We start from the raw sequence: 5,168 nt of genomic DNA on the forward strand, positions 1-5,168 counted from the left end.
CCTCGGTACCGAGGTGGTGGAAGATGGTGGCGAATCCGGCGCCGCCGCCGTACATCCACACTGCGGGGTTGGCCCCCAGCACGTGCTCGTGCAGCGACCAAACCATCGCCTTGGGCATCGGCATGCCGCCGAGCTCCTCGTCGATGCCGACCTTGTCCCAACCACCCTCGAGCAGCGCGCGAACCGACTTCTTGAACGGCTCGGGCAGTGTCACGGAGTGCGTTTCGGGGTCGAACACCGGGGGATTGCGGTCTGTGTCGACGAAAGATTCGGCGACCGGGCCTTCGGCCAGTCGGCTCATCTCTGCGAGCATCTCGCGTGCGGTGTCGACGTCCAGGTCGGTGTATTCACCTTCGCCGAATGCTTTGTCAACGCCGAAGACCTCAAATAGATTGAATATCTGGTCGCGGACGTTGCTCTTGTAGTGGCTCACTAGTTCCTCCTCGATGAGAACGCCACTTGAGGTTGGGTACTCATGGCTAAGTTACCCACCAGTAACACAGCTAAAGCTATACCGACGAGTAACCGGTTGCAAGCGACTGTGAGCTAAATATCAACCAACCAGTTGGCCTCGTCCCGACCGAGGCCCTGGCATGCCCGTCTAGCCACTGGCCCGACCGACTGAGGAGGCGGCCAAACGAGGTCGGGGCCGGGCCGCGATACGTGACGGCCAGCACGCAAGTTGTAACGTTCTACGGGTAGGGTCAACACTACGAGAATCCCGTCGACGCGAGTGAAGCCCGGTGAAGACTCCTGACAAGCTGACGCCCACCTCCCTGCGAGAGGCCTTCGGCCATTTCCCGTCCGGCATCATCGCTATCGCCGCCGAAGTCGACGGTGTCCGTGAAGGCTTGGCGGCCAGCACGTTCGTCCCGGTGTCACTGGATCCGCCGTTGGTGTCGTTCTGTGTGCAGAACACCTCGACGACGTGGCCGAAGCTTAAAGAGGTCAAAGCGCTGGGCATCAGCGTTCTCGGTGAGTCGCACGACGGCGCCGCGCGCGCGCTGGCGGCCAAGACCGGGGATCGCTTCGCGGAACTGGAAACGGAGTCTTACAGCAGCGGCGCGGTCTTCATTCGCGGCACCAGCCTCTGGATGGAGACAGTGATCGAGCAACTCATCCAAGCTGGGGACCACACGATCGTGGTTTTGCGGGTCAGCGACGTTCGGGTTGACGCGGACATTGCGCCGATCGTGTTCCACCGCAGTGCGTTTCGGCGCCTCGGAGTCTAGGTACGCCGGGGAGCCTAGGGACGCCGGCCGAGCTCCTCGCGGTAAGCCTGTATCCGTCGCTCGATTTCCGCGGCGTCCTGGTCGCGGCGCTCTTTGTGCGCCAATTCGGCGCGGGCCGTCAGCTCCTCGATCGCCGTTCGAATGTCGTTGACGCTGGTGGGCTTTCGGATCGTCATTGGTCACCGCCTTTCCGGTTGTACCCGACGGTACGCGGATCCGCGGCGACTGAACACCCGGCTTTCAGCGACGGAAGAGCTTGTTGCCCAGCCAGACGATCGGGTCGTACTTGCGGTCGGCGACGCGCTCCTTCATCGGAATCAGCGCGTTGTCGGTGATCTTGATGCCCTCCGGGCAGACCTCGGTGCAGCATTTGGTGATGTTGCAGTACCCGAGGCCGTGCTCTTCCTGGGCTTCGTCCCGCCGATCGCGGGTGTCCAGCGGATGCATCTCCAATTCCGCGATCCGCATCAAGAAGCGCGGGCCGGCGAAGTGCGGCTTGTTGTCGTCGTGGTCGCGGATTACGTGGCAGACGTTGTTGCACAGGAAGCACTCAATGCACTTGCGGAATTCCTGGGAACGTTCGACGTCTTCCTGCTGCATCCGGTACTCGCCGGGCTGCAGGTCCTTCGGCGGCGCGAATGAAGGGATTTCCCGGGCCTTCTCGTAGTTGAACGACACGTCGGTCACCAGATCGCGGATCACCGGGAAGGTCCGGATCGGCGTCACGGTGACCACCTCGTCCTCGGCGAAGGTCGACATCCGCGTCATGCACATCAGTCGCGGCTTGCCGTTGACCTCGGCCGAGCAGGAACCACACTTGCCGGCCTTGCAGTTCCACCGCACGGCGAGGTCCGGCGTCTGGGTCTGCTGCAGGCGGTGGATGATGTCGAGCACTACCTCGCCTTCGTTGACCTCGACGGTGAAGTCCTGCAAGTCGCCGCCGGCCTCGTCGCCACGCCATACCCGCAAAGTCGCGTCATACGTCATGAGCGCTGCTCCTTCTCATCGCTTCGCTCTGCATCGTCGTCAGCGCGGGTCATCAGCCTCTCCGTCCTGGGTGGTCGGCCAACTCTTCGTCGGTGTAGTACTTCTCCAACTCCGAGATCTCAAAAGCCTCGAGCAGGTCGGGCCGCATCGGGATCTGGTCTTTGCGCGTCACCGTGACGTCGGGAACGATCGGGTCGTCGCCGCTGGCAGTGCAGGCCAGCAGCACCTTGCGCCACGACGGGTCCATCCCCGGATGGTCATCGCGGGTGTGCCCGCCGCGGCTCTCGGTGCGCTCCAGCGCGGCCTTGGCGACGCACTCACTGACCAGCAGCAGGTTGCGCAGGTCGAGTGCGAGGTTCCAGCCGGGGTTGTACTGCCGGCCGCCGTCGACGTGGATGTGCTTGAACCGTTCGCGCAGCGTGTCGAGCCGCCCCAGTGCCTCGGTGATCTCCTCCGACTTACGGATGATGCCCACCAGGTCGTTCATCGACTGCTGCAGGTCGAGCTGCAGCGTGTAGGGGTTCTCCGCGGCGGCGCCGTTGGCTGGAGCCTCGAACGGGGCCAGCGCCCGCTTGGCGGCGGTCTCGACGGCGTCCTCGGCGACGCTGGGCCGGCCGCTCAACGCCCGCACGTAGTCGGCCGCGCCCAGGCCGGCGCGACGGCCGAAGACCAGCAGGTCGCTCAGCGAGTTGCCGCCCAGCCGGTTGGAGCCGTGCATGCCGCCGGAGCACTCGCCCGCGGCGAATAGGCCGGGAACAGTGGCGGCACCGGTGTCGGCGTCCACCTCGACGCCACCCATCACGTAGTGGCAGGTGGGCCCGACTTCCATCGGCTCCTGGGTGATGTCGACCCCGGCCAGTTCCATGAACTGGTGGTACATCGACGGCAGCCGCTTTTTGATCTGCTCGGGTGTCAGCCGCGAGGCGATGTCGAGGTAAACGCCACCGTGTGGGCTGCCGCGACCGGCCTTGACCTCGGAATTGATCGCGCGAGCGACCTCGTCACGGGGAAGTAGGTCAGGTGTGCGACGGGCCGAGTCGTTGTCTTTGAGCCACTGGTCGGCTTCCTGCTCCGACTCGGCGTATTGGCCTTTGAACACCGGGGGGATGTAGTCGAACATGAAGCGCTTGTCGTCGGAGTTCTTGAGCACTCCGCCGTCGCCGCGCACACCTTCGGTGACCAGGATGCCCTTGACGCTGGGCGGCCAGACCATGCCGGTCGGGTGGAACTGGATGAACTCCATGTTGATCAGCGTCGCGCCGGCCCGCAGCGCCAGCGCGTGGCCGTCGCCGGTGTACTCCCACGAGTTCGAAGTGACCTTGAAGGACTTGCCGATACCGCCGGTGGCCAGGACGACGGCGGGCGCCTCGAACAAGATGAACTTGCCGGTCTCGCGCACGTAGCCAAAAGCCCCCGCGATTGCGTCACCGTCTTTGATCAGTTCGGTGATGGCGGTCTCGGCGAACACCCGGATCCGGGCCTCGTAGTCGCCGAGCTCGGCGTGGTCCTCCTGCTGCAGCGAGACGATCTTTTGCTGCATGGTGCGGATCAGCTCCAGGCCGGTGCGGTCGCCGACATGCGCCAGCCGCGGGTAGGTGTGCCCGCCGAAGTTGCGCTGGCTGATCTTGCCGTCCTTGAGACGGTCGAAGAGCGCGCCGTAGGTCTCCAGCTCCCACACCCGGTCGGGGGCTTCCTTGGCGTGCAGCTCGGCCATCCGCCAGTTGTTCAGGAACTTCCCGCCGCGCATGGTGTCGCCGAAGTGGGTCTTCCAGTTGTCCTTGGGGTTGGTGTTACCCATCGCCGCCGCGCAGCCGCCCTCGGCCATCACCGTGTGGGCCTTGCCGAACAGCGACTTGGACACCACCGCAACCTTGAGACCGCGTTCCCGCGCCTCGATGACCGCGCGGAGACCCGCGCCGCCGGCACCGATGACGACGACGTCGTAGGAGTGCCGTTCGACCTCAGTCATTACAACCTCGCTCAGCTATTTCGGTAGTTCTGAAATGGCTTCTCAGCCAATAAATCTCAGGTCGGAAATGGTGCCGCTGGCGACCAGCGCGATGTAGAAGTCGGTCAGCATCAACGTGCCGAGCGTGATCCACGCGTACAGCTTGTGGCGGGTGTTGAGCCTGCTGACCTGAGTCCAGATCCAGTACCGCACAGGGTGTTTGGAGAAGTGCTTGAGTCTCCCGCCGGTGGCGTGCCGGCACGAGTGGCAGGACAGCGTGTAGACCCACAGCATGACCACGTTGACGACCATGATCACATTGCCCAGTCCGAAGCCGAATCCGCCCGGTCCGCTGTCGGAGTGGAACGCGATGATCGCGTCGTAGCTGTTGATCACCGAGATGATGCCGGCGGCGTAGAAGAAGTACCGGTGGGTGTTCTGCACGATCAGCGGGAATTTGGTCTCACCGCTGTAGTGCACGCGAGGTTCGGCCACCGCGCAGGCCGTCGGCGACTGCCACACCGTGCGGTAGTAGGCGCCGCGGTAGTAGTAGCAGGTCAGCCGGAAGAGCAGCAGGAAGGGCAGCGTCAGCGCCGCGAACGGCAGCCACCACACGTGCGGCAGGATCTGCGGCCAAAAGTCGCTGGCCTCACCGCAAGCCTTGCTGACGCAGGGCGAGTAAAACGGCGTCAACATGTGGTACTTGGGAACGAAGAAATAATTCTGTTGGAACGCCCGGAACGTCGCGTAAATGACGAATGCGGCGAACCCCAAGTCAATTCGCAGCGGCGACATCCACCAACGGTCGGTGCGAAGCGTTCGCTGATCGATGCGTGCTCGCGTGGGTGAAAAGACACCGGACGCAGGACGGTTCGCCGTGGGTGCGCTCATCAAATGTTCCTCTTCGAACGGGCTGTTCGTCGAAGACTACCCAGGCGTGCCCCGATGATTCCCATCGGGGCGCGAAATCAGGAGCGGTGGTGGCCCCCGACACCTTCATC

General features: G+C 63.9%; 6 protein-coding genes. 1 reads left to right on the forward strand and 5 read right to left on the reverse strand.

Going from position 1 to position 5,168, the window contains the following annotated elements; all coding sequences use genetic code 11:
• The coding region (locus AC2VOU_RS18380) for an acyl-CoA dehydrogenase N-terminal domain-containing protein (RefSeq protein WP_486958659.1) at nt 1-433 on the reverse strand (433 nt) is incomplete at its 3' end.
• A 310-nt stretch (nt 434-743) separates the two neighbouring features.
• On the opposite strand from AC2VOU_RS18380, the gene AC2VOU_RS18385 reads away from it, so the two are divergent.
• On the forward strand, nt 744-1,232 hold the full coding sequence (locus AC2VOU_RS18385; protein WP_486958660.1) for a flavin reductase family protein: 489 nt from the start codon (nt 744-746) through the stop codon (nt 1,230-1,232).
• A gap of 14 nt (nt 1,233-1,246) precedes the next feature.
• Here the strand turns inward: AC2VOU_RS18385 and AC2VOU_RS18390 are convergent, their stop codons facing one another.
• The 4 genes from AC2VOU_RS18390 to AC2VOU_RS18405 all read right to left on the reverse strand — a co-directional run bounded on the left by AC2VOU_RS18390 (nt 1,247) and on the right by AC2VOU_RS18405 (nt 5,058).
• A complete protein-coding gene (locus AC2VOU_RS18390) occupies nt 1,247-1,408 on the reverse strand; it encodes a hypothetical protein (RefSeq protein ID WP_486958661.1) in 162 nt (53 codons plus the stop codon).
• 64 nt (nt 1,409-1,472) lie between these two features.
• The gene (locus AC2VOU_RS18395) at nt 1,473-2,219 is read right to left on the reverse strand and encodes a succinate dehydrogenase/fumarate reductase iron-sulfur subunit (RefSeq protein ID WP_486958662.1); all 747 of its coding nucleotides are present in this window, start codon (nt 2,217-2,219) and stop codon (nt 1,473-1,475) included.
• 52 nt (nt 2,220-2,271) lie between these two features.
• Nucleotides 2,272-4,188, reverse strand: a complete 1,917-nt coding sequence (locus tag AC2VOU_RS18400) for a fumarate reductase/succinate dehydrogenase flavoprotein subunit (protein ID WP_486958663.1) — start codon at nt 4,186-4,188, stop codon at nt 2,272-2,274.
• A 42-nt stretch (nt 4,189-4,230) separates the two neighbouring features.
• On the reverse strand, nt 4,231-5,058 hold the full coding sequence (locus AC2VOU_RS18405) for a hypothetical protein (RefSeq protein WP_486958664.1): 828 nt from the start codon (nt 5,056-5,058) through the stop codon (nt 4,231-4,233).
• Between the last annotated feature and the right edge of the window lie 110 nt (nt 5,059-5,168).

Source organism: Mycobacterium sp. TH-M25, from assembly GCF_057473665.1.

Coding starts and splice junctions, on each gene's coding strand:
- AC2VOU_RS18405 (WP_486958664.1), bottom strand. CDS start 5,058: ATGAGCGCACCCACGGCGAACCGTCCTGCGTCCGGTGTCTTTTCACCC.
- AC2VOU_RS18400 (WP_486958663.1), bottom strand. CDS start 4,188: ATGACTGAGGTCGAACGGCACTCCTACGACGTCGTCGTCATCGGTGCC.
- AC2VOU_RS18390 (WP_486958661.1), bottom strand. CDS start 1,408: ATGACGATCCGAAAGCCCACCAGCGTCAACGACATTCGAACGGCGATC.
- AC2VOU_RS18395 (WP_486958662.1), bottom strand. CDS start 2,219: ATGACGTATGACGCGACTTTGCGGGTATGGCGTGGCGACGAGGCCGGC.